Source organism: Bathymodiolus thermophilus thioautotrophic gill symbiont (assembly GCF_003711265.1).
Taxonomy (GTDB): domain Bacteria; phylum Pseudomonadota; class Gammaproteobacteria; order PS1; family Pseudothioglobaceae; genus Thiodubiliella.
The window spans coordinates 1,599,250-1,623,813 of sequence record NZ_CP024634.1 but is presented as its reverse complement, the minus strand read 5'-3'; the positions used below and the strand labels follow the sequence as shown (position 1 = coordinate 1,623,813).

Here is a 24,564-nt window from a genome sequence, read left to right as displayed (position 1 = left end):
TCTTGTGTTGTAATATATAAACTGGTCGGGACGACAGGATTTGAACCTGTGACCACCACACCCCCAGTGTGGTGCGCTACCAGACTGCGCTACGCCCCGTGAGCATAGATTTTACAAGATTGACAAACACAATGACAAGGTATTTGAAAATTCAATTGGTTTTAAAGTTGTGTTTAAGGTTGAAACTTGCTGGTCATGGGGTAGCGACGCTCTTTGCCAAAAGAATTTTGGCTGATTTTAGGGCCAGGGGGGCTTTGTCGGCGTTTGTATTCGTTGTTAAGTACCATTTGAGTGATGCGCTTAACGGTTTTTTCGTTAAAACCTTGTTTAACAATATAGGCAACTGTGTGTTTTTTCTCAACAAATAGGGACAGTATGGCATCCAATTCATCGTAGGGAGGCAGAGAATCTTGGTCAATTTGTTGAGGGGCAAGTTCTGCTGATGGGGGGCGGTCAATCACACGCCCAGGAATGACATAATTGACAGAATTACGATATTTGGCAAGGCGATAGACCAATGTTTTAGCAATATCTTTGAGTGGGGCAAAGCCACCAGACATATCACCATATAGAGTAGCGTAACCAACTGCCATCTCGGATTTATTGCCTGTGGTGAGTAGAATTTTTCCAAATTTGTTGGATATTGCCATAAGTAGTGTGCCACGAATGCGTGCCTGTAGGTTTTCTTCGGTAGTGTCAGGTTGCTTGCCTATAAATAGCGGGCTAAGTTGCATATTGAAACTGCTTACTATTGGATGGATATTAACTTCCTGATAATCGACATTCATACTACAGGCTTGCGCTTTGGCGTCTTCTAGACTCATATTAGAAGTATATTCATACGGCATCATTACTGCTTGAACATTCTCATTACCGAGTGCATCAACGGCAATAGCCAATGTTAAAGCGGAATCGATTCCCCCAGATAAGCCAATGACAGCGCCATTAAATACGCCATTTTTTTCAATATAATCTTTGGTGGCTAATACCAAAGCGTTGTAGATGGTTTCTTCTGTTGTTTCAGTATTTTGTGTCATTATTGGCGTGTTTAGAGAGTGGGTTATCGCTTGAAAGAAGGGTAATTGATGGGTAATTTCACCTTTGTTGTTCATGACGAATGAGCCACCGTCAAACACCAGTTCATCTTGTCCACCAACCATATTAACATAAATAAATCCCACTTTATTTTCTAAAACCCTTTGTTTAATAACTTCTAGGCGTCGCTCGTGCTTGTTTTTTTGGAAAGGAGAAGCATTAAGACTAATAATAGTTTGCGCACCGTGATTTACCACGGCATTCATTGGTGATTCATCCCAAGCATCTTCACAAATCAACACGCCAATGCGTTGTTTTTGGCATTCAAACACCATGACATTTTGCCCAGGTGTAAAGTAGCGTTTTTCATCAAACACGCCATAATTGGGCAAGCGTTGTTTGTGGTAATAGCGCACACGACCATGCTGTATTAAGCAAGCGCTGTTATACAAACATCCGTCAATAAAAATGGGAGCGCCAAATAAAATACTCATAGATTCAGGCAGTTGTTTGCGTATTGTTTCAATATTGACTTCCACTTGATTAATAAAGCCTTTGCGTAAAAGTAAATCTTCTGGCGGATAGCCACTGAGTGCCAGCTCTGGAAAAATCAATAAATGGGCGCCCAACTCATGGGATTTGTGTGACAAATCGATAATTTTATTCGTGTTTCCGCTTAAATCTCCAACAGTAGGGTTAATTTGTGCAATATCAATTTTTAAAGGCTCTGAGTCATTTGAAAGGTTTTCTAGCTGTTCTTGCCAAAATTTGACCTTCGATTCATTGTTGCTTAATTTTGCTTGTTCAAGTTTGGTATTGGCGACTACTTCGGCAGGGTTGATGTCCAAAATACTGGCAAACAACCAAGCATGGGTTTCAGATAGGGCGGATTTTCCTGATTTATATTTACTCAGATTAGATTGATTGATGTCGTATTTTTTCGCTATTTTATAGTCCGAAAGACCAGTCTTGGTACGGATTTTAGCCAAATACTCTTTGGTTTTTGTTGCCATAATTTCCCTGTTTGCTTAAATGTATTTTTTAACTATTTTGACTTATTATAGTTCTTTTTTACCTGCAGTTAAAACAAAATTTTTAGTTAAAAAATACCAGTAGTGGTAAAAATACCATAATGTACCCATAAGTTATTAATTTATAATGTAATAAACGCTTATATTTCTTCATCTGAATAAGCAAATAAATTGATAATATTGCGCTTAAAATAAGTGCTAAATACGAGGTAATTAATGGGTTAAAGCCTGCTGGGTAGTGTAATTTCCCCTTGCGTAGAAAATAATTCCTGTTATAATTTGTGAGGTCAAATGCAATTTTGGATAAATTGTATTTTTTATAACAATATAGGATTAAAAACTAATGAACAAGATATTAAAATTTTCTACTGCATCATTATTAGCCATTAACGGCTTTAATATTCAAGCAGACACACTAAGCGATGTGCAAACCAGAGGCAGCTTAAATTGCGGCGTATCAACAGGTTTAGCAGGGTTCTCATCGGTTAATAAGCAGCGTAAATGGGTAGGGCTGGATGTAGATTTTTGTCGTGCAGTTGCCGCTGCAACTTTAGGCAATAGCGAAAAAGTCAAATACATTCCATTAACTGCTAAAGAGCGTTTTACTGCACTTCAAAGTGGCGAAATTGATGTTTTAGCAAGAACAACAACTTGGACATTAACGCGTGATGCTTCACTTGGCTTGAATTTTGCAGGTGTTAATTATTACGACGGTCAAGGCTTTATGGTAATGAAAAGTCTTGGTGTTAAAGATGCCGGCCAACTAAATGGCGCTACTTTTTGTGTGAACAAAGGCACAACTACAGAGCTTAATTTAGCAGATTACGCTAAAGAAAAAGGTTTTAAATACAAAATTTCAGCAACAGACACTATTGAACAAAGCAAATCAAACTTTGAAACAGGCCGATGTGATGTTTTAACGACAGATCAATCGCGTTTATATGCTTTGAGAACCACACTTAAGAAACCTTCTTCTGCCATAGTATTACCAAATGTTATTTCTAAGGAGCCATTGGGTCCTGTGGTGCGTCAAAATGATGAAAAATGGTTTAACATTGTGAGTTGGACGCTTAACGCTATGATTACTGCTGAAGAATTGGGTGTCACCAGCAAGACAGTAGACAAGCCAAGTAAAAACGCTGAGGTTAATCGTTTATTGGGCAAAACAGGCTTGTTGGGCGAATACTTAGGTCTTGACAAAAAATGGTCGTATAACATTATCAAGCAAGTTGGTAACTACTCTGAAAGTTTTGAACGCCATATCGGTGTTAATACGCCTATTAACATTACTAGAGGCTTAAACGCCTTATGGAAAGATGGCGGTATTTTATACTCACCACCACTTAGATAAATCTTTAAAAAAACCAGCCTAATTTAGGCTGGTTTTTTTTAGCCCATATACCTCAAAAGGCGTGGGCTAAAAAAAACCAGTAAAAAAAGTTATTACATTAATCTATTGTCGCTTATGGAATGCATAAAACTATATTTTTTCCACTCAAAAAAATTTCGAATGATTGACCGCCCCTCTTGTTTTTGGACGAAGAAGGTGTCATCTTCTGCACTCCCTAAGCCACACTGGTTGCTTCGCTTTACATTTAGAGGACAGTATGTTTGATTTTTTAAGTAACAACAAAATTAGGTTTATTTTATTTCAAGTTGTGGCGGTATTGATTGTTGCTTATGTTGCCTATTATGCGATTAGTAACTTAAATTACAATATTGAACGCTTAGGCATTCGCAGTGGTTTTGATTTTTTAGGGATTAGGGCGGGTTTTGAGATCAATGAACGCTTAATCGCATATACCGTTGATTCTAGTAATCTTGATGCGTTTTATGTGGGGCTGATTAACACCATAGTGGTTTCAGTTATTGGCATTATTTTTGCCACTATACTAGGTCTTATCATTGGTGTTGCTAGGTTATCTAGTAATTATTTAATTTCTAAATTGGCAGAGGTCTATGTTGAGATTTTTAGAAACCTCCCCATTCTTTTGCAAATTTTATTTTGGTACAATTTGCTACTAATCGTCTTGCCATCGCCTCGCAACAGTTTTGATTTTTTTGACAAGGTTTTTTTAAATCTTCGGGGAGTTTATTTACCTAAGCCCATTTTTGAATCTGATTTTTCTTGGGTGTTGATTGCTTTTTTCCTGGGTGCTTTTCTGTCTTTTCTCATTAAGCGATTTTTTAGTAAAAAACACGATGAAACAGGCATAAAGCAACGCACTTGGCACTATTATTTATTAAGTTTACTGGGGTTACCATTGGGGGTTTATTGGTTATTAGGGTCGCCTTTACATTTTGACTATCCTAGCCTTCAAGGGTTTAATTTTGATGGTGGATTGTCTTTTTCGCCTGAATTTTTAGCCCTTGTGCTGGCATTGAGTATTTATACCGCTACTTATATTAGCGAGGCAATCCGTGCAGGCATAGAATCTGTTGATAACGGACAAAAAGAAGCAGGTCTTGCAATGGGTTTAACACAAACACAAACGCTTAAATTTGTACTATTACCGCAAGCCTTAAGGGTGGCTATCCCTCCTATTATCAATCAATATCTTAATCTAACTAAAAATTCCTCCTTGGCTGCCGCTATTGGTTATTCTGATTTGGTGGGTGTTTTTTCAGGCACAGTACTGAACCAAGTAGGGCAGGCAATTGAAATTATTTTAATGACCATGGCGGTTTACTTAACTTTATCACTGCTCATTTCACTGGGACTTAACTTTGTTAATCACAAAATGCGCATCAAAGGCTTAAACGAATGAGTATTTTTACCCTTAAAAAACCCAAACCAGCACCTCAGGCAAAAACAGGTATTTTAGGCTGGCTGACAAAACATTTATTTTCTTCAAAAATCAATACAGTGCTTAGTTTGCTTGCCTTGTATTTGCTTTATGTCATCCTTCCACCCTTGATTGATTGGATGATTATTAGCGCTGATTTTTCTGCAAAAACTAACGCTGAATGCACTCGAGAGGCGGCCTGTTGGTCGTATATTGGTGAAAAAATGAACTTGTTTATGTATGGTTTGTATCCATTAGAAGCGCACTGGCGGCCTAATTTATTACTTGTTATTACGCTATTGATTGCTTTAATTGTGCGTTTTTCATATTTATTCAAAAGTTTTAAATACAAGGTGATATTATCACTTTTTGCCGTCTATCCGTTGATTGCTTTTTTTCTACTGTATGGCAATGATTTTTTAGGCATAACAATTATTGAAACCAATAAATGGGGTGGATTAATGCTCACTATTGTGGTGGCTTCAGTGGGCATTGTCGCCTCCTTTCCTATTGGCATATTTTTGGCGTTGGGCAGGCAGTCTAAGATGAAAGCCATTCAATTTTTAAGTGTTACTTATATTGAGTTGATTCGTGGCATTCCTTTGATTACTATTTTATTTATGGTTGCCGTTATGTTGCCGTTGTTCTTTGCCGAAGGGATTGAGTTCGATAAGTTGCTTAGGGCGTTAATTGGTATTACTATGTTCCAAACAGTCTATATTGCCGAGGTTATTCGAGGTGGATTACAGGCTGTCCCTAGAGGGCAACATGAGGCTGCGGATGCATCTGGGCTGAGTTTTACCCAGAAAATGGTGTTTATCATACTGCCTCAAGCGTTAAAAATATCCATTCCTAACATTGTTGGCTCATTTATCGCCTTGTTCAAAGACACGACTTTGGTGCTTATTATTGGTATTTTTGATATGCTTGCTATTGCTGGACTGGCGACCAGCGATACAGATTGGTTGGGGAGGAAAACCGAAGGCTTGGTTTTTGTCGCTATGGTAACTTGGGTATTGCTATATCTGATGTCTCACTATTCAAAAACTTTAGAAAAACGCTTTAACACGGAACATTAAATTATGAAAAAAAATGATATTATTACAATTAAAGGGGTAAACAAGTGGTATGGCGACTTTCATGCACTTAATGACATTAATTTAACCGTTGAAGAAGGGGAGATTATTGTGATTTGTGGCCCCTCAGGTAGTGGTAAATCCACATTAATTCGCTGTGTCAACTTCTTGGAAAAATTTCAACAAGGTAAGATTGTTGTCAATGGCACTGAACTTAAAGACGATGTCAAGAAAATTAGACAAGTGCGATCTGAAGTGTCTATGGTTTTCCAGCACTTTAATCTTTTTCCGCACTTGAGTATTATTGATAATTTGACCCTTGCACCAATTTGGGTACACAATAAAAATAAGCGGGAAGCAAGAGAAAAAGCTTTGCAATTGCTGGATAGGGTGGGTATTAGGGACCAAGCTGAAAAGTATCCAAATCAACTCAGCGGCGGGCAGCAACAGCGGGTTGCGATTGCAAGGGCATTGTGTGCCTCGCCAAAGATTATGCTGTTTGACGAGCCCACTTCTGCACTTGACCCTGAGATGATTGCAGAAGTGCTTGATGTTATGGTGGGGTTAGCCAAAGAGGGCATTACTATGCTCTGCGTTACTCATGAAATGGGCTTTGCCAAAAAAGTTGCAGACCGTGTTATCTTTATGGATGAGGGGCAAATTATTGAAGAAAATCAGCCGGATGCCTTTTTTGATAAACCAGAATCTGAGCGTTTACAATTGTTCTTAGATCAAATATTAAGCAAATAAAATAAAAAATTATGAAACTTTTCAATCGCAATAAGGACAATAAAAACACTGAAAAAAAGGAAAACTTTGTAGACAATGTTAAGGATTTTAAGCGTAATGTTGTTAACAAAACTGGCGTCGAACAACAAGACTTCTTTTCAAAAGAAAACGCTGATGTAGTAGTATGTAACTCAAAATCAGGGACTAAGAAGGGACTAAGCCATAATCTTAAAAAAATAGAGAAAAATCACATTAAAGTTTTGAAAGAATGTGCATCTGAAAATACAGCCATAGAGTTGATGAAAATTTTAAAAAGAACCAATAGGTCAAAATTTAGAACTGACATTTTAAAACCTTTGATTGAATCTGGTTTTTTCCAGCTAACCATTCCAGATATACCTAATAGTCCAAAACAAAAATATCGTCTTACCAAGAAATTTGTTAGTAAAATTTCAAAAAACTAATTTTTTTGTGTTTTGCAAATGTAATAAAGCAGCCAATTGCTCTATTTATGTCTGTTTTTCTCAATAAGTCCCAAATTTTCTGTTTAAGCGACTTTTTTCATTAAGCGATACTTTGGGTTGGGTAAATGAATAATATTTAATAAAATTAGATGAGAAAAATTCAATTTTCACCTCATTGGCGATTTCTTTAAATTTTGTTAGAGTGGCTGAGTTGGAAAAATTGCTAAGTGGCTGAAAAGTAGATTATTGATGATGACTCATATTTATCAATATATAATGAGACCTTTGCATAAATATGGGCAACGATCAAAATTCAATTTTTCCAAATTGGCAATTCCTTCAAATTTTATCTTGGCAAAATCAAGACTGGGTTTGGGGAGTTTCCAAAGGTCTTGTGGTGCTATTTTTTAACTTGTGCACGATAAGGCTTTGATCGTTTGCTTTTTAAGGTATATAAATATGAATCATCAAAAAAAATATTCTGTTAATTGCCCTTCTACAAAAAAGACAGTGCATTACTGCTTTATCTTTTAATATGCCCAATAACCTCATCTCCATTGAAGTTTCAATCGATAATTTTCAGTCGCTGGTTATTGATAAATCACACGATCAACTGGTTATTCTGGATATTTCTGCACAGTGGTGTTCACCCTGCAGAGCCTTGGAGCCTATTTTAAATGAAGTTGTGGCGGCGTATAACAAGGACGAATTGTTATTTGCAAAACTTGAGGCGGAAGACGAAAATATGAAGATTGCAGGGCGATTTTCAGTGCGTGGATTTCCAACTGTTATTGCCTTTATTAGAGGGGTGGAGGTTGATCGTTTTCACTCTGTAAAAACACATGAATTTTTACATGAATTTATCAATCGAAATAAGGGGAAATTTTAATGAAAACTGGTATTTTGCTCACCAATCTAGGTACCCCAGATGCACCGACAAAGGCGGCTTTAAAAAGGTATTTAAAAGAATTTTTGTCAGATGAGCGTGTCATTCAGCCGCCAAATAAATTGATTTGGTGGCTGGCTTTAAATGTGGTTATTTTAAATATCAGACCCGCAAAATCTGCACAAAATTATGCCAAGATTTGGGACAGTTTTGGCAAGGGTTCACCTTTGTTAAACATTACTAATTTGCAGGCACAAGGCGTCAAAGCATTCCTTGCTAACAGTTTTGATAATTTAGCACTTGAAGTAGGTATGCGTTATGGCAATCCATCAATTGATTCAGCCTTGAAAAAGCTCCAGCATAAAGGTTGTGAAAAAATTGTGGTTTTACCTCTTTATCCACAATATTCAGACACCACAACACATTCAACGCTTGATGCCGTTAATAAGGCGCTTAATAATTGGGAAAATATGCCAGAAATGTTGTTTATTGATAATTATTACCAAAACAAAGGTTATATTCAGTCTTTGGTTAATTCGGTTACCGAACATCAGGCCAAGCACGGCGTGCCGGATAAATTAATGATATCGTTTCACGGTATACCGCAACGATTTGTTGATAATGGCGATGTTTATTACGATCACTGTGTTGACACGGCCAAGCTGCTTGCTGAGGCGCTGAATATTAAGAAAGATGGGTGTCAACTGTGTTTTCAATCTATTTTTGGCCGTGAGGAGTGGATTAAGCCACAAACTAAAGCCAGTTTAATGTCTTTGGCGCAAGGTGGCGTTGAGCATGTGCAAGTGATTTGCCCTGGGTTTTCTGTGGATTGCTTAGAAACCATTGAGGAAATTGATGAGGAAAATAGGGCGTATTTCATTCAAGCAGGCGGTAAAAAATTCAGTTATATTCCAGCATTAAATGACCGAAAAGACCATATAAAGGCGCTTTCCAATATCATTGCTGAGTATTTAATTTAACTTCGCATAATTTATATTATGTTAAATTATTCTGTTTTAAAACAAATTTTGCAAGGTTTGAGTGTATTTTTTAATGTAACCACCCTATTCATGCCACGCAGAAATTTCGTTGAGAAAACTTATCAACCAACTGTTTCCCTGGATAAATAATGTCTGATTTATTTAATATTAAGCTCAGCGCTCAAAATAAAAACTACGAATGCTCGACAAACGATTCCGTGCTTGAAAGTGGGCTTCGTCATGGCTTGTCTATGCATTATGAATGTAATAACGGTACTTGTGGCGCTTGCAAAGCCAAACTTGTTAGTGGCGTTATTAATAAAATTAAACACCATGACTTTGTTTTGTCTCAAAATGAGTTGAATAACGCTGAATTTTTAATGTGTTGCCATTCTGTGGCATCGGATATTGAAATTGAATTAGATTTGATTGATGGCGTGAAATCAATTGCCATTCAAAATATTGACACAAAAGTTAAAAACATTCATTTTGTCAATGAAGGTATGGCGCTTCTCACTTTAAGAACGCCAAGGTCAAAAACTTTACAATTTATGGCAGGACAAGATGTTGAATTGTCTTTTGCAGGTAGCACCTCTAGATATCCTTTGGCTTCTTGCCCATGTCATGGTATGACACTTGAATTTCATATTCGTAACAATAGGCTAGATGATTTTGCACAAGCAATTTTTGATAAATCACTTAAAATTAAAAGCAAAGTATCTTTAAAAGGCCCCAAAGGCATTTTTGTTTTAAAAGAAGATTCGGCGCACCCCCTGCTCTTTATTGCTTGGGACAGTGGTTTTGCCTCAATCAGAAGCCTGGTTGAACACGCTTTTTCACTACAAATGCCCAATCCAATATATTTTTACTGGGCTCACCCCGCCGCCGAATCAGCACCTTATTTAGACAGTCACGCCAAATCATGGCAAACAATGATAGATCAATATGCTTACCACCCTATTGCTTGTGAGTTTGACCGTTCTAGTCATAACGATTGCCACAAAGTAGCAAAACAAATTTTTGATGCACTGGACTTAAATATTGCCAAGCAGTCTGACCTGTATATTGCTGCACCTGCGGAGGTGTTGATTTATTTAAGTGAATTGTTGCTTGAAAATGGCGTAAATGAAGCGCAGTTAATTGCCTCTCCAATTTGAATTGCTATTGTTTATTTAATAGGTTTGTAAGCGATATCCATTTATTCATTTTTTTTAGCAAGAATTATTTACACAAGACCTTTGTGCAAGTAATAAACCATCAAAAAACCCGCTTTTCACCAATTTAGCAATAGGGTCAAAGCGTCATTACATAACAATTCCCTGTCTAGTTGGGCAAAAATTAAATTATTTTTATCATGCAAAGATTTCCTGTGATGGTTAAGCTCACAAAGCGAAATTATCTCCTGATGCAAAATTAAAAAGACGCCAATAATTTAAATCAGACGAAAAAAAACCCCGAATTAACGAGGTTTTTTTTGAGACAGTTGGAAATTAAAGTAGTTCGACGCTTGAAATAGGTGGAAATTCTAATGCCAGAACATTCTCACCAGGAGCACTATTGCAATCAGGAGGTATTTCAGGAGCCATAAAGTCGCCTCCAAATACACCTTTTTCAGGCAATACATCATTCACATTAATTTTACTGCCACTATCTTTATCTGCACCATATTCTACAGAGTCTTCACCAGCTGGAATAGTGATTGCATCATTAGATAACTCATTAAACTGAGTTTGAGCATTTTTTGTCCAAACTCCCGTAAAATTAGCATTGGTATCTTCCCCCATTGTGATCCATTGTAAAGCACTATTTAAGCCTTCAAGGTTTAAAGATACACCCCCCGTATGTTTTCCATCAAAGTTATAGGCTAAATACGCAATATCACTACTTTTGGAGACATTGAAAACAGCATCAACGAAATCACCATTTACGCTGATAATATCTTTAAATACTTGGCCATCAACTGCGTTTAAAGTGTTGTTAAATTGCACTTTAAATGCTATAAACCCTTCGTCGTAGAGTTCGCCATAAAAATTAATAATTTTATATTCAGACTCATCTGTCTTATCTTCTATGTCATCCATAGTATCTATATTAGCAGCTGGGATAGCAATAGCACCGTCAGACAATTTATTAAATTGAGCTTGAGCATTTTCTGTCCAAACTTCTGTAAAATCAATATTCGCATCTTCACCCATTGTAGCCCACTGTAAGGCACTATTTAAGCCCTTAAAGTTTAAAGACACATCCCCTGTATGCTCCCCATCAAGGTTGTAAATTAAATACGCAACACTACTATTTTTAGGAATATTGAATACGACATCAACAAAATTACCATTTACAGCGACAATATTTTCGAATACTTGATCGCCAACTGGTTTTAAATCATTGTCAAATTGCACTTTAAATGTTACAAAATCTTCGTCAAATCCTTCGTCGTGGAGTTCACCATAAAAATTAATAATTTTATGTGTGATTTCATCTGTTTCTTTGTTGTCAGGGATGGTGATAGCATTTTCAGACAATTCATCAAATTGAATTTTAGCATTTTCTGTCCAAACTCCTGTGAATTCAGTGCCTGCATCTTCACCCATTGTAGCCCACTGTAAAGCGCTGTTCAGGCCTTTAAAGTCTAAAGATATATCTCCTGTCTGCTTTCCATCAAAGTTATAGACCAAATACGCAATATTACTATTTTTAGGAATATTGAATACGGCATCAACAAAATTACCATTTACAGCGATAATATTTTCGAATACTTGATCGTCAACTGGTTTTAAATCATTGTCAAATTGCACTTTAAATGCTACAAAACCTTCGTCATGGAGTGCGCCGTAAAAATTAATAATCTTATAGACTGTATCATCTGTTGTATTATTTGGGATAGAAATGGCATTCTCAGACAATTCATCAAATTGAATTTTAGCATTTTCTGTCCAAACTCCTGTGAATTCAGTGCCTGCATCTTCACCCATTGTGGCCCACTGTAAAGCGCTGTTCAGGCCTTTAAAGTCTAAAGATATATCTCCTGTCTGCTTTCCATCAAAGTTATAGACCAAATACGCAACACTACTATTTTTAGGAATATTGAATACAGCATCAACAAAATTACCGTTTACAGCGATAATATTTTCGAATACTCGATCGTCAACTGGTTTTAAATCATCATCAAATTGCACTTTAAATCTTACAAGTCCTTCGTCATAGAGTGCGCCGTAAAAATTAGTAATTTTATACCCAGACTCATCTGTCTTATTGGTTGTGTCTTCTATGGTATCTATAATATTTACATTGGCTGGTATGGTAATAACGCCATCAGACAGTTTATCAAATTGTACTTGGGCATTTTCTGTCCAAGTTCCTGTAAATTTAGTACCTGCATCTTTCCCCATTGTGATCCACTGTAAAGCACTATTTAAACCCTTAAGGTTTAGAGATACATTTCCTGCATGTTCTCCATCAAAGTTATAGACTAAATACGCAATATCACTACCTTTGGAGACACTGAAAGTAGCGTTAACGAAATCACCATTTACGCTGATAATATTTTTAAATACTTGATTGTTAGCTGCGTTTAAAGCATTGTCAAATTGCACTTTAAATGCTACGAATCCTTCTTTGTAGAGTTCACCATAAAAATTAATAATTTTATGGGTAACTTCATCTGGGCCTACGCGATCATTCGTGCTAGTAGTTTCGACAACATCTGGAAGGTCTAATTGCTCGTGTTTATCTTTATCTAAATGAACAACTTCTGGGTTTTTAGCAAAGACTTCTACAAATTGCTGTACCGCTTTTGCTGACCAATTTCCTACAAATGGAACGCCGTCAGCCTCTCCTACGAACTTATGCTCAAGCATTGTAGTAAGATTCTTTTTACTGACATCGTATTTACCATCTTTATCTGATACATTAAAATAAATAGTTACCTCATTTTTGTGGGAATCACTATCTAAAGTGCCTAGAACTTGTTCGTTACCTATGTGTAATAGGCTGTAAACATCAGCATCTGATGGATTTAATTTATTGACTTTACGGTCAAATGTTACGGTCATGTTTAATGTGTCTCCCACTTGAGACATTTTGAAATTGTTAATATAAGGTTGCATATTCTTTCCTTGTTACTTGTTATTTATAAAAAAAAATTAATTGAGACCTTTGCATAAAATATGAATAATCATCAAGAATCCACTTTTCACCCACTTGGTAATTTTTTAAACCCAGCCTTAGTCCTGCTAGGACAAGGTTTAAGAAAATCACCAAGTGGGCAAAAATTGAATTTTGCTAATCATCCACATTTATGCAAAGACCTCTAATTATACATTTATTTTTTTAAAAAAAACTCTAAAACTCAAAAAATAAAACCACTCACTCCAAAAGTCATCATCAAAAGCCCAAAGAGCAAATGTGGAAAACTCCTTTTTATCGCACAACCAACCGCCCTTCTGGGAATATAAAATTGCCTATATTGACGATTGCTAAAGGTGCAAACTCCGCCTTATAGCGTTTTCAAAAATAAATCGCCTAAGTGATGGTAGTAAAATTTGGGTGATTAGTCGTAAATTGAATTTTGCTAATTTTCCACATTCATACAAAGGTCTCGCGTTAAAAGATTAAATAGATGAGTTCAGGGGGGGTATTTATGCTATAATAATGTAACGCGAGGACTTCCTATTTATAATTTTTTTGCAATGATTGTTACAAAATTCCACACTTAGATATCCTTATACCTCTTAACTCTTAACCCCCATTAATTCGGGGTTTCTTGGTGTCAAGGTATGACAATTTTAACTTAAGGAATGCAATTATGAAAAAATTAACGAAATCAATAGTTATATTAATGAGTTTAATGTCATTAACAGGTTGTGGTAGTAGTGGCGGAAGCGCTGAAGATGCCGATCAGGCTGGAGATGTTAATCAAACAATAAGTGCGGCAGTTAAAGAGAGTGTTAATGCAGAAAAAGCCTTTAAGGAAGTGGAAGCCCAAATAGTTATTGTAAATAGTATAGACTTAGATACATTGACCAAAGGTAGTAATAATCAAGAGGCAACAGCAAGGAATGCTTTTAATGAGGCAACAAGACAGACAATCCTTGCCAATGACGCTCAGGAATCTGCTAATACCTTTGCCATTACAGCAGAAACCGCATCAAATGAAGCTCTTGATGATTCAGATTTGAAAGCGCAGGCTACAGTTGAAAGGCAAGCAGCTACTGTTGCAAACGCATCGTATGTTAAAGCAGTTGCAGGGGCAAAAAAAGTAAAAGTTGTTTATTATAATATTTTTACCACCATTCGCAAGCTTACTGCAGGGGATCAGTGGTTAATTACAAAAGACAAAGCCGCTACTGCTACTACCGCAGAAACTGAAGCCTCCGTTGCTACCTCTAAAACAGCTGCAACCACAGCATTTTCTAATGCAAAAACCGCTTGGGAAGAGGCAACCACTGCCTTTAACAAAGTAGAGGTTGCTTATACTGAAGCCAACACTTTACTGACAAAAGAGAATGGGGATGCCAATGATGAGGCTTATAGTGTTGCCCGTTCCAATGTTAGCGCAACCAAAGACTATTATGAAAAAGACGAAGGCGAAGAAGCTAAAAAAGGTGCTAAACATTGGGTAGCGAAGGCGAAACAATCAATGGATGCCGCTAAAATATCTGCTGATAATTTTCCTCTAGTATCTGATTCTGAGCGTCATAAAAATACAGCGGTTACCGCACGAAACAATGCAAAAGTCGCTTATGATGCTGCAGTTACCGCAACCACTGCAGCGCTAAGTTCAACTGTCATGGCATTTGTTGTAGAAAAACAAACAGTTGTTAATGGTTTAGTGGCTGATGCAAAAACCGCAAAGGACAATGCTTTAACCGCTGCATTATCCGCTAACACTGCCAAAAATAATGACCTTGACGATCAATATGTAACTGCTGCAAATCAAGCAGCCACAGAAGCAACTAAATTTTGGAATGACACTAAGGGTAAACTTGAAGAGATTGCTAACCACCTGCTTTATCTTGATAAACCCCAGGCTCTTAACGATGCTAAGGCCGCATCAGAGGAAGCTGCAGTTAAAAACTTCAGTTTTACTACTATCAGCACGCAGCAAGGGGCAATAGATGCCGCTAATGCCACAACTGTTAAGGCAGCTGAAACAAAGAGAGCGGCTAACTTAGTTCCAGCAGGCGTTCATAAGAATGATGCTAATGCCTATGTGATAAATGCTTACACCTCAGCTGCTCATGCCTGGGCTAAGATAGCTGAAATGCAAAGAGATATTGCAAGGTTTGCATCAGTGAAAGCGGCAACATACAAAGATACTGTGCGTGCCACAACTAATGCTACAGAAGCAAGAAATCGCACAGATAATAGCGTCGATACCAATGGAATTAACTCTAATGTTAAGCACTTTACAGGGGTAACAGTCAATGCAAAGTTAATTGCTGGACTTGCAAAGACAAATGCTGCTAATGCTTATACTGACTCAGCAGGTTATGGCGTTAGGGAAGGCATAAAAGCATGGAAAACTTCAGCAGCATCTGCTTATTTTAATAATACTAATGAAAACACTACTGCCTACACGGAAAAGGCTAAGGATGCTTACACTCAAGCCGATACTTACGCAAAAAATCTTGAGTCTGCCCAATCCACAGCAGTCAAGAAAGAGGCGCAATATAACGATGCGCACACTGCACAAATTGCTATAAAAGCAAATAAATGGATATTCTTGTATCAAGAAAGAGCAAGAAACCTTACTAAGTTGTTATTTGCTTTGTATAACAAAAAAAATCCAGCAGCAGGCACACCAATAGTAACTTATGTGCCAACCCCTGGAGGCACTAATGATTGTGGCTTTTTATTTACAAGAAACCCACCGCTAGCAGCGGGTGAAGAGCGTGATTTTCATACTCAACAAATGGCGCAGGAATTGTCAAAAGATGAGGGTAGGAAATTTTCCATTACGCGTGAACCTTGTGGAGAGATAAAGATTAGCCTTACTGCTGAACAGAAGGCTGTCATTGCCACCATTGTTAGTGAAGACTCCAATGATACGCTAAAGACTTTTGTTGTTGAGGATCGTACTAATGTTGATTCTGCCGAATCCGATATTGCCTTCTCCTCAAAAATTGTAAGAATTCTTAATGCAGGATTGACTTCTGGTGCTAATGTTGTTGTTGCTGCTGACCTTGATATACTGAAGTGCAGTCAACAAGTATTTATGCTGCACTCAGGTTGGGAAAATGGCATAACTGAGGCATCAGACTTAAAGCCATTCACATACATTTGTGGAGTTCATGATCGTGATGGCAAGGTAACTGCCTCTTTCACCGATGGCAGTGTAACTACTCAGGGTACAGGTATTGATTATGAGAACAATAAGAGTTCTGGAGTAAACCCATAAAAAAGAATCTTTAGTTAGTCCTTACCCCCCCCCTTAATTGGGGGTTTAAGGATGTAATAAGTAGGATCTTGCACCCTACATTCCAGAAAAATCTGGGATGGGGAGACTAAACAAATAGGAAAACAATATGAAAAACTTTATCAAAATAATAATGACGCTACTGGTGTTTGTAATGTTATCAAATAAAGCTTTGTCAGATGCGGTAGCTGATGTTTCTGTCCATGCGACTAATGCAAGGCAGGCAGCAAATAGAGCTCACGCAGAAGCCGTTAAAGATGTGCCTAGCCTTGCTACTGTCAATGCTGAATACAAGTTAGCAAAGGAATCGGCAGCGCTTGCTAAGGAATCGGCGAAAACAGTGGAAACCGATAAAAGAGATGAGGCCAATGTGTTGGTTGAAGAAGCAAATGAAGCGGTTGCTGATGCTAAAAAAGATTTTAATGCCACTTATGAAAAAACAGGTATTCAGGGCTATTGGAAGTACCCTAGTATTAGTGGACTAAGTTACACCTCTAGTGTTTTTAATTACGAAGGCGAGACGGATAAAGGTAAATACTATTGCCAGAAAAGGGAGAATATTGCATTTTCTCTGGGAATTATAAGGGTGCTTACACTTACCTGCAGGGAAACAGCCCCCACCATAACCCTTATTCAGGAAAAACAAGTTCAATAACCCTCAAATCTTTAACTATTTTCTAAACCCTTAATTGAGGGTTTAGAGGTGTAAGAAATAGAAAAATAAGAGGCGTTGTCTTTTTCGACAGATTTACGCTTCAATGCTTTTGTATCAAGACAAGTAAAAAGCATATTTACCAACATTCCATATCCTTGGATAATCGCAAAAAAAGTATTTTCTTTAATAATCAAAAGGGCTATTGCCTAGAACTTCTAAAAAAAATACAACTGAGTAAAATTTGCCCTTTTATTCATCATCTATACCACCTCAAAGAACTTACAGTGATTTAACAAAAGTTACCAAAACATTTCAAAGGCGGACGGTTTATTTTGAAAAATGGTATAAATGCCTCATGCAACATTACACACACCTTTGCAGAATTATACGAACAACAAAAAACCGCCCAAAGGATTTACCCATGGCAATATGATAACGATACAATTAAAAAGATTAGTCTCAATAGTAAACTAAGTATTTAGTGGTAAATGAGGGGTGGGATATTGCACTTAGAACAACGAGTATAGGCGGTGTAATTGATACTCCTTATCATTATTAGAATATTAAAACGATAGACTCAACGAGTTGATTTTCTTATGATATAATAAAGCATATAGGTGTATTTTTAGCAAGTCGCCTAAAAATAAAAAGATGCAGAATTAAGAAATAAATAGCAATATAGTGACGCAATTGTGAAGAAATAGGCATCGGTAAATACATTTGCCAAACAAGAATGCAATCTTCTCATTAGGCAATACAAAAGTATTTAGAGTTTCTGTGACTCAGATGGCACCCTTTAATACCATCCTTATACAATTTGAATTTTAACCAAACCCTCTTAATTGAGGGTTTAAGGGTGTAAGAATTTGAATCTTATGCCCCTGCCAAGCCTTAAGATTAAAATCAGGGGACAAACTAAAAAAAAGGAAAAAATACCATGAAGCAATTAACAAAAATAACGGTGCTACTAACAGCGCTAGCATCCTTAGCAGGATGTGGTGGATCATCTGATCCTGATACTAGCGGGAATACCGCACCTGTGTATAAAGTAGTAACAGAAGCTAGTGCAGCAGCGGAGACAGCTAGAGGCAATGCAGAAAAAGCAGCTGAAAAAGCAGCCGATAAATATAGTATTGTTAAGGCTTCTTTTTCAGCTGGGAATGTAATAACAATAGACGATACAACTGCCACACACCAAGCGGAAGCAGCAAGTGCAATGAAGGCAGCTGAAAAGGAAGTAGCTACCGCAAAAGATGCCCATGATCAAGCAGTTGAGCTTGCAGACCAAGATGGTTCTGATGTGGACACTGTAGAGGATTCTAAAACTGCAATGGACGCTGCTAAAGTTTCTGCTAAAGCGGCAAAAATTTCCTACTTTAACATTTATACCTACATTCGAAAGATTATTGCCAAGAATGCAAGGGCGCAAGTTGCACATGCAGTTGCTGAGGTAGAAACGGAAGCTGGAAAAATAGTTTCAGCGATCACACAGCAAGATGCCAGCGATTTGTATGATAAGGTTGAAAAAGCCTATAATATCGCCATAGTAGCCGCAACTATCGTGAAGGATGCAAGTGCAGAATCTACTGCCTTAGGCGTTCCAACAACCGCTAGTGATAGTGATTTTTCGATTGCACAGACTAATACTGCTGAAGCCACCAAATCCTATGATAATGCTGAAACAGGCAATGAAGGGGCAAAGCAATTAGTCTTAAAGGCGTTAGCAATAAAAAACTCAGCGAACACAATAATTAGCAATTGGAGTACTGGAACCAGTACCCACCGTAGTATGCTTAAAGCCCAGTCTAAAAGGAAAGAAGCGTGGATAGCCTATAAGCTTGCATTAAGTACTGCTACCAAAGCGAACAACGAGACAACATCGGCAAACATTCAAACAAAACTTAATATTATAACTACTCAGGTAAGCAAAGCCTTATTGGCTAAAGATGCGGCTGAAAGTGCTAGCAATACAGCTGAAAGTGGCGAAAATTCTGACGATGTTGCGGCGGCTAAAGACGCTTATACTAAGCCCCATGGAACGCTAAACATTCTTTCAGAAGCTTCTGTTGGTGCCTTAGAGTGGTATAAGGCGGCAGATTTATTGAAGAATTCTGTTGAAACTTTGTTTAATAACTTGAAAGCGACGGAAGTTATTGGCGATCACAAGGCAAAAGCAACAACTGCTATGAATGCTGCTAAGAGTGCTAAAGCAATAGCAATATCTGCTAAAAAATCAGTTCTGTTTTCTACAAACTTAGAAGACATTGAGGGGTATAAAAAAATAGCAACAACTGCTCAAGCAATAGCAGAAACTGCCAAGAGCGCTGCCAAGAGTGCTTATGAAGCCGCCAAGCTTGCGGATTCACATAGTCATGGCGATAACTCACCCCTTATTGATGATATTAAACATCTTAGCGAAGAAGCCAAAAATTATTGGGAATCTATAGTGGGAATTATAGGCGTTATTGCTAATCATTACGCTGTTACAGTAAGTACTCCTACGGCACTTATAGAAGCTAAGTTCACATCAGAGGCAGCTGAAACTGCAAACCTTGCAGTTGATGGTAGTGCACTATCTGTTGCTAAGAATAAAGCGGAAGAATCCACTGCTAAAGCACAAGCTACAAAGACTTTGGTAGATAGTGTAATTGGAGAAGACTCAATTTTAAACGCTCATAAGCAAACTGCTAAGAAGTATGTGATTAACGCTTACACCTCCGCCACCCATGCTTGGGATAAGGTAGCTGAAATGCAAAAATTTATTGCGAAAGAGGCGTCGGAGGCGGCAATAAGTGTTAAAGACGCTGTGTTATTTGTTACTAATGCTATAAAAGCAAGAGAACTCACAGATACTAAAATTGACTCCAATGAAGTTGAAGCCAATGTTAAGCACTTTAAGAACATGGCAAACACTGCTAAAGCTGGTGCTAAAGTGGCAAAAAGCAAGGCGCTTGCTACTTGGGCCGCCTCAGAGGGTTATGGAGTAACTACTACTTCTCGTGACAGTGCAAATGGACATAAAGAGGATGCAGCTATGCATTATTCTGATGGTACGAATAGTAGTGCTACCGCCTACTCAAGCGCTGCTAATGCTGCTTACACAGTGGCTGATAACCATACAAGTAATCTTGAGGCTGCTCAATCCCTAGCGGAGAAGGAAGTTTCACAACGCAATGCACAGAAGGATTCAAAAAATGTGCGTAAGAATGCCAGTTGGAAATACTTAGGTGATGCTAAAGCAAGGCGCTTAACTAAACTACTATTTGCCCTATACAACTACCCAGGTGCTGCTCATGTCTTTACCCCGAAGGAAGGTGGAAGTGCTTGTGAATATAATGAGCCGTTCTTTACTACTGCTATCTTCAATAATCACAATACCGAGCAGATAACTGAGGAGTTAAGCAAGGATAAAGACAAAGCCTTTACTTTGAATGGCGGTTGTGCAGTTTTAGATGTTAGTCTTACTGCTGCACAGAAGGCTAGAATGACTGAACAAGCTGCTGAAAACAACGGTAGTTTTACCTTGGAAGAGTATGTAGGTGCGCTTCATAATGCTGATATTAATGCTAATGCGTTTCCACTTAAGGCTTGGAACATGTTTGACGCAGAATATCCTAACTCTGCTTACTCCCTTCAAGATATGAATATCTTGAACTGTGACCAGCAAGTATTTATGCTGTATTCAGGTTGGGAAAACTCTATTCTTGGAGCAACTGCTGAGTTTACAGATAAGAATCCACTTACTTACATCTGTGAATCTGCCGTTGAAGATCCAGTTAGAGTAGTGGGTACTGGTATTAATGAAGCTACTACAGTCCAAATTACTGGTGAAAATAATTAAACAGTAGTAACACTGCTTGCAATTCTCACTATTAGGCGAGCGTTGCTAACTAAAAAAGGAAAATATTATGAAAAATTTAAGAAATTTATTTAAAAGTGTAGCGTTGGCGACAACTCTACTATCCACCGTCGTATTCGGGAACCCCGATAACGACATAACAGCAATCTCATCTAAATTGTCCAGTGACGGTAAAACTTTTGCAGTAACCATAGACTTTGATGACCCCATAATGTGGGCAAGTGCAAAGCCAGGGTCTGCCTATGATGGTGGCGAATGGTGCTTTGATGACCTAATGAAAGTAAATGGAGAATACGGTGCTACTTGTACATCCATATCGCTCTCTAGTGGGATGCGGATGAAAATGGAAGTCAGGAACCTACCTCGGGAATCAACGGTAACGATGAGTAGATCAGCTTTTGTCAGTGCCTTAGAGAATAACTTTACTAAGAGAACCGATGAATGGTTTGATGTTGACTGGGATAACGATACAGATGAAAAGTTTTGTCAGTTGAACTTCCCTGCAAATGGTGCAATGCAGAGTTGGTATGATGAGGACTGTAATTCGCTTGAAATTGAGAGGATTAATTGGATACTTACTTACAATTTTAAAACTACTTATTCTGATAAAACTAATACAGCGACATTTTCTAATTCCTTCCATAGCCCTACCAAGGCTATGCCAAGAGAGGGGATTAACCCAATGACTAACGAAGGCATTACTCTTACTGTTAGCGCCCCATCGACAAGAACTTACTATCGTTTATTTAAAGTAAACGGTCGCTACTTCCCTGCTAGTGGTAAGTTATCTGCTGATGGTGCTGATATTAAGTTTACATTGGCTAATTTACCACAAGAACCCAATGTAGAGATTTCTTGGAATGATTATTTCAATTTGCTAAAGCACAGATTCAGAGCGCCAAGTGGTCGGTTTCTTGATGCTACAAGAGCAGTACAGCGATATAGCTACTTCTACACAGTTAGAGGTAGTGCCCGCTCTCTTAACCATACCATTTCACATAATGGCAGTAGATGGAACAGACCCCTCAACTCTAAATATACTAAGGTATGGGAGAACAATGCAGTTGGGAATTGGAATACAGCAAGCAAAAGTATAAACACTTTGGTTCTTGCTGCTAAAGTTGAAAGAGAGAATAACAACGCTAAAGATGTAAACAATAGCGCCCTTGTTGAGGATCGCAAGGTTGCGGCTTCTACTATTAAAGTCAACGCACTGAATTACATTCAAGGAGATGAAAGTGATAAGTTCGCCCACACCAAGGAGGCACTTTCTAATTTAGTTGCTTTATTTAATCTTGCAGATGAAACTACAAATAAAATAATTGACGATACATTAAGAGCTAACGCTCAAAATACTGTATTAGAGATTAAGGGAATATTGGACTTTATGAAAACCAAGCTTAGAGAAGTGTATGCCATTACTGGACTAAAAGGATTTTTGAAATATCCGACATTAAAAGGTGTAACTTTCACTGCCTCTGAATCTAATTACATAAACCACACTAACGACAAGGGGGAATATTTTTGCCAACCAGGCGAAGATGTAACTTTTTCAATAGGATTGATAAAATTGTTCAGTGTTTCCTGTAATTCAACTAATGCAGGCGATTCTTCAACATCTACAATAACACTTATCAAAACCCCACCTACCCCTTAATAAAGACCCTTTGAAGATTTCACTAAACCCCCTTAATTGGGGGTTTGGTGGTATAACCAATAACACAAATAAGGCAAATGGGAAAAACCCAACGATTCAAGGCTTAGTTTTCATCACAAGCAAGCATGGGTACAAGGATAAGTCCAATAACAAAGGTGAGCATCTTTGCCAAAAAAGGTGAAGGCGTTACATTCTCACTAGGTAATGACAAGGTTGCTACTGCTATAGAAGTATTTGTGACGCAGACAAGCACCTAATATCACGCTTATTTCATCCCCATAGCTCCCTGCCACACAAGAATCTCTTACTCCCCCTGAATTGGGAATTTAGAAGCTAAGGGCATCAAAGCGCAATAAAACAACTGCTTATTATAATTACTATTATCGTGCCTTCATTAGAATACCATTTTCAAAAAATAAACTAAACAATCTAACACCCATCTTTATCCCAAGTAAGACCCCTGCATAGCACCCTAAAACCAACCATCAAAACCCAAAACCCTCAATTTTTGACTTTTCAAAGTCAAAAAACATATAAAATCCAACTTTCATTAAAAAAATCATCAATATCAACTATAAATCGCTCATTTTCTACTCTTTTTTGTACTGTTTCCACAAAAAAGACACAATAATCCCTAGGCTGTATTTAATCCCTTGTTAATATAAACATTCGCCGCTCTAACTAGATTATAAGCAATAGCTTTAAGATTAACTTCGCTGGCAACTTTCTCTAAACCAATATAACGACTTCTTGCCAAACCATAAGTGCGTTTGAGCGTACCAAAGGTGCGTTCAACCACAAACCTTCTTTTGCTGATTGCTTTATTGCGTAATTTATGCCAATGACTCATTTGCTTGCCTTTGGGTTTTTTGCGCATAATACCATCTCTTAACTTTTGTGCTTTAAGTGCTTCACTATTAGCTTGAGAGGCTGCTCCTTTGTCGTATAAAACTCTTACGCCTTTTTGATTGCCTGCCTGTTTAACATTTTCTTCAAAATGAGTCATTTCACTATCATTAGCAGGGTGCGTAGTGGCTTTGTTAATTAATCCATTGGCATCAGTTGTTACTACTGATGAATATCCATAAGTGTATTTTCCCGCCTTAAATGTCCATCTTGCATCTTTATCATCTGAATATTGAATTGGGTTACTATCAATCTCATAAACCTCACCAGTTTTGTGTGTTGTAATAATCTTCTTAGTGCGTCTAGCACTTTGAATTAAGGTTGCATCCATGGCAACATGTTTGCCATTAGAGAGTTTGAGTTGATTATTCTCAAGCATAAGATTGATGCTACTCAAAAGTCTATCAAATAGATTTTGTTTGATTAGTTTGGTTCTAAATCTGCCAATGGTTGTAGCATCAGGTTTGTTGCCACTTAGGCTAAAGTTGCAAAAGTTAATAAAGACTAAATCTCTACTAAGACTATCAGCCAACTTCTCATCAGAGAGATTGTGCCATGTGCCTATTAATAGCGCTTTAAACAGACTAACAGCAGAATAGTCAACTTTAATATGAGACAGATCTTTGGCTATAACTTCCCAATCGATAACTTTGTTAATGATGTCTAGTTGGGAGTTTGGTATGTTGATAAAACTATCAGCAAAGGTTTGTTCTTGAGTGGTTTTAACTCGCATTTTTTTGTAAGTGTCTGATAATTATAGTATTTTATCATAAATTCTAATGTTTGCATAAGGTTTTGAGGGTTGATTTGTGATTTTTTGTTGGGTTTTTTAGTTTAATGCAGGGGTCTTCAAGTATTAGCAGCAAAAATACCCATGTCATCAATAGTAGATAGTAAGAAAATTACAAAAGAAATGGCCGACCAAGAGACAGTGGTAAAAGACGAGAACTGCATTAGATATAAATATTAACCAAAGACCAGCCCTCACTCATTTGTAAATTTTTATAAAGCCATCTTAGTCCTATCAGGATAGACTTTATAAAAAAAATTACAACGGAGTAAAATTTGCCCTTTATTCAATAT

The 24,564-nt window shown here is 37.5% G+C and carries 19 protein-coding genes and 1 tRNA gene; 15 read left to right on the top strand and 5 right to left on the bottom strand.

Going from position 1 to position 24,564, the window contains the following annotated elements; translation table 11 throughout:
* Positions 1–22: 22 nt before the first annotated feature.
* Together MS2017_RS05510 and MS2017_RS05505 are read right to left on the bottom strand one after the other, a co-directional pair.
* Positions 23–99 (bottom strand) — tRNA-Pro (locus tag MS2017_RS05510).
* A 74-nt stretch (positions 100–173) separates the two neighbouring features.
* Complete coding sequence (locus MS2017_RS05505; protein WP_122951532.1) at positions 174–2,048, bottom strand: NAD+ synthase; 1,875 nt, start codon at positions 2,046–2,048, stop codon at positions 174–176.
* 361 nt (positions 2,049–2,409) lie between these two features.
* On the opposite strand from MS2017_RS05505, the gene MS2017_RS05500 reads away from it, so the two are divergent.
* From MS2017_RS05500 to MS2017_RS05465, 9 genes are all read left to right on the top strand, one after another.
* The gene (locus MS2017_RS05500; protein WP_071563203.1) at positions 2,410–3,417 is read left to right on the top strand and encodes an amino acid ABC transporter substrate-binding protein; all 1,008 of its coding nucleotides are present in this window, start codon (positions 2,410–2,412) and stop codon (positions 3,415–3,417) included.
* Between the two features lie 256 nt (positions 3,418–3,673).
* Positions 3,674–4,834, top strand: coding sequence for an amino acid ABC transporter permease (locus MS2017_RS05495; protein ID WP_122951531.1), 1,161 nt, complete (start codon positions 3,674–3,676; stop codon positions 4,832–4,834).
* Complete coding sequence (locus tag MS2017_RS05490) at positions 4,831–5,931, top strand: amino acid ABC transporter permease (protein WP_071563205.1); 1,101 nt, start codon at positions 4,831–4,833, stop codon at positions 5,929–5,931. Before MS2017_RS05495 ends, MS2017_RS05490 begins: the two co-directional genes overlap by 4 nt.
* Before the next feature lie 3 nt (positions 5,932–5,934).
* Positions 5,935–6,678: an amino acid ABC transporter ATP-binding protein gene (locus tag MS2017_RS05485; protein ID WP_122951530.1), complete on the top strand. Its 744-nt coding sequence runs from the start codon at positions 5,935–5,937 to the stop codon at positions 6,676–6,678.
* An 11-nt stretch (positions 6,679–6,689) separates the two neighbouring features.
* The gene (locus MS2017_RS05480) at positions 6,690–7,121 is read left to right on the top strand and encodes a Fic family protein (protein ID WP_122951529.1); all 432 of its coding nucleotides are present in this window, start codon (positions 6,690–6,692) and stop codon (positions 7,119–7,121) included.
* 295 nt (positions 7,122–7,416) lie between these two features.
* Positions 7,417–7,554, top strand: coding sequence for a hypothetical protein (locus tag MS2017_RS11225; protein ID WP_164707618.1), 138 nt, complete (start codon positions 7,417–7,419; stop codon positions 7,552–7,554).
* Between the two features lie 102 nt (positions 7,555–7,656).
* Entirely contained in the window at positions 7,657–8,010 is a 354-nt protein-coding gene (locus tag MS2017_RS05475; protein WP_071563208.1) for a thioredoxin family protein, read from the top strand.
* Positions 8,010–8,987 (top strand): ferrochelatase, encoded by a 978-nt coding sequence (gene hemH / locus MS2017_RS05470; protein ID WP_122951528.1) that lies wholly within the window; start codon positions 8,010–8,012, stop codon positions 8,985–8,987. The genes MS2017_RS05475 and hemH overlap by 1 nt, the downstream gene beginning before the upstream one ends.
* 149 nt (positions 8,988–9,136) lie before the next feature.
* The gene (locus MS2017_RS05465) at positions 9,137–10,144 is read left to right on the top strand and encodes a 2Fe-2S iron-sulfur cluster-binding protein (protein WP_122951527.1); all 1,008 of its coding nucleotides are present in this window, start codon (positions 9,137–9,139) and stop codon (positions 10,142–10,144) included.
* A gap of 333 nt (positions 10,145–10,477) precedes the next feature.
* On the opposite strand, the gene MS2017_RS05460 is transcribed toward MS2017_RS05465, so the two are convergent.
* Complete coding sequence (locus MS2017_RS05460) at positions 10,478–13,093, bottom strand: hypothetical protein (RefSeq protein ID WP_122951526.1); 2,616 nt, start codon at positions 13,091–13,093, stop codon at positions 10,478–10,480.
* A 60-nt stretch (positions 13,094–13,153) separates the two neighbouring features.
* Between MS2017_RS05460 and MS2017_RS11220 the strand changes: the two genes are divergently transcribed.
* From MS2017_RS11220 to MS2017_RS05450, 3 genes are all read left to right on the top strand, one after another.
* A complete protein-coding gene (locus MS2017_RS11220; protein ID WP_164707617.1) occupies positions 13,154–13,300 on the top strand; it encodes a hypothetical protein in 147 nt (48 codons plus the stop codon).
* A 491-nt stretch (positions 13,301–13,791) separates the two neighbouring features.
* Complete coding sequence (locus MS2017_RS05455; protein WP_122951525.1) at positions 13,792–16,386, top strand: hypothetical protein; 2,595 nt, start codon at positions 13,792–13,794, stop codon at positions 16,384–16,386.
* 127 nt (positions 16,387–16,513) lie between these two features.
* Entirely contained in the window at positions 16,514–17,059 is a 546-nt protein-coding gene (locus MS2017_RS05450) for a hypothetical protein (RefSeq protein WP_122951524.1), read from the top strand.
* Positions 17,060–17,070: 11 nt separating this feature from the next.
* Here MS2017_RS05450 and MS2017_RS05445 read toward each other — a convergent pair whose 3' ends face one another.
* On the bottom strand, positions 17,071–17,253 hold the full coding sequence (locus MS2017_RS05445; protein ID WP_071563980.1) for a hypothetical protein: 183 nt from the start codon (positions 17,251–17,253) through the stop codon (positions 17,071–17,073).
* A gap of 138 nt (positions 17,254–17,391) precedes the next feature.
* On the opposite strand from MS2017_RS05445, the gene MS2017_RS11215 reads away from it, so the two are divergent.
* The 3 genes from MS2017_RS11215 to MS2017_RS05435 all read left to right on the top strand — a co-directional run bounded on the left by MS2017_RS11215 (position 17,392) and on the right by MS2017_RS05435 (position 22,575).
* Positions 17,392–17,541, top strand: a complete 150-nt coding sequence (locus MS2017_RS11215) for a hypothetical protein (protein ID WP_158009269.1) — start codon at positions 17,392–17,394, stop codon at positions 17,539–17,541.
* Between the two features lie 455 nt (positions 17,542–17,996).
* On the top strand, positions 17,997–20,900 hold the full coding sequence (locus MS2017_RS05440; protein ID WP_122951523.1) for a hypothetical protein: 2,904 nt from the start codon (positions 17,997–17,999) through the stop codon (positions 20,898–20,900).
* Positions 20,901–21,003: 103 nt separating this feature from the next.
* A complete protein-coding gene (locus MS2017_RS05435; RefSeq protein ID WP_164707616.1) occupies positions 21,004–22,575 on the top strand; it encodes a hypothetical protein in 1,572 nt (523 codons plus the stop codon).
* A gap of 634 nt (positions 22,576–23,209) precedes the next feature.
* Here the strand turns inward: MS2017_RS05435 and MS2017_RS05430 are convergent.
* A complete protein-coding gene (locus MS2017_RS05430) occupies positions 23,210–24,214 on the bottom strand; it encodes an IS5 family transposase (RefSeq protein ID WP_122951107.1) in 1,005 nt (334 codons plus the stop codon).
* Between the last annotated feature and the right edge of the window lie 350 nt (positions 24,215–24,564).